Annotated in this window: 1 protein-coding gene; it reads right to left on the minus strand. The window is 59.5% G+C overall.

Annotation, left to right across the window (positions count from 1 at the left end):
- Nucleotides 1-88: 88 nt before the first annotated feature.
- A partial coding sequence (locus EN853_RS34330) for a hypothetical protein (RefSeq protein ID WP_189473200.1) occupies nt 89-296 on the minus strand: 208 nt, incomplete at its 5' end.

A 296-nucleotide genomic window follows, 5' to 3' on the forward strand; every position in this document is an offset into this window, starting at 1 on the left:
CAAGGCATGGGCGGCATGAACATCTGCTGCATATCCACGCAAATGTGGACGGCTTTCGCCGAGATCGGTGAGAGCGCGCTCAAGGCCATCACACCGCGGCGCGCTCGATATTGCCAGATGCAGTTCGCGTGTCGAATTCCTGTGTCAGGCTGGACTCTTTGATGCGACATGCCAGGGCACGCATTGCGCGTGCGACCGGATACATCTTGATGCGTTCGAACTCCCTCGCTTGCGCCTCGGCGAGGGCCGCGCATCGTTCGCGTTCGGCGATTTCAGGACAAAGATTTTCGGCAGTG

Origin of the sequence: Mesorhizobium sp. M1C.F.Ca.ET.210.01.1.1 (genome assembly GCF_004791585.1) — a bacterium.
In the GTDB taxonomy this organism is placed as follows: Bacteria; Pseudomonadota; Alphaproteobacteria; order Rhizobiales; family Rhizobiaceae; genus Mesorhizobium.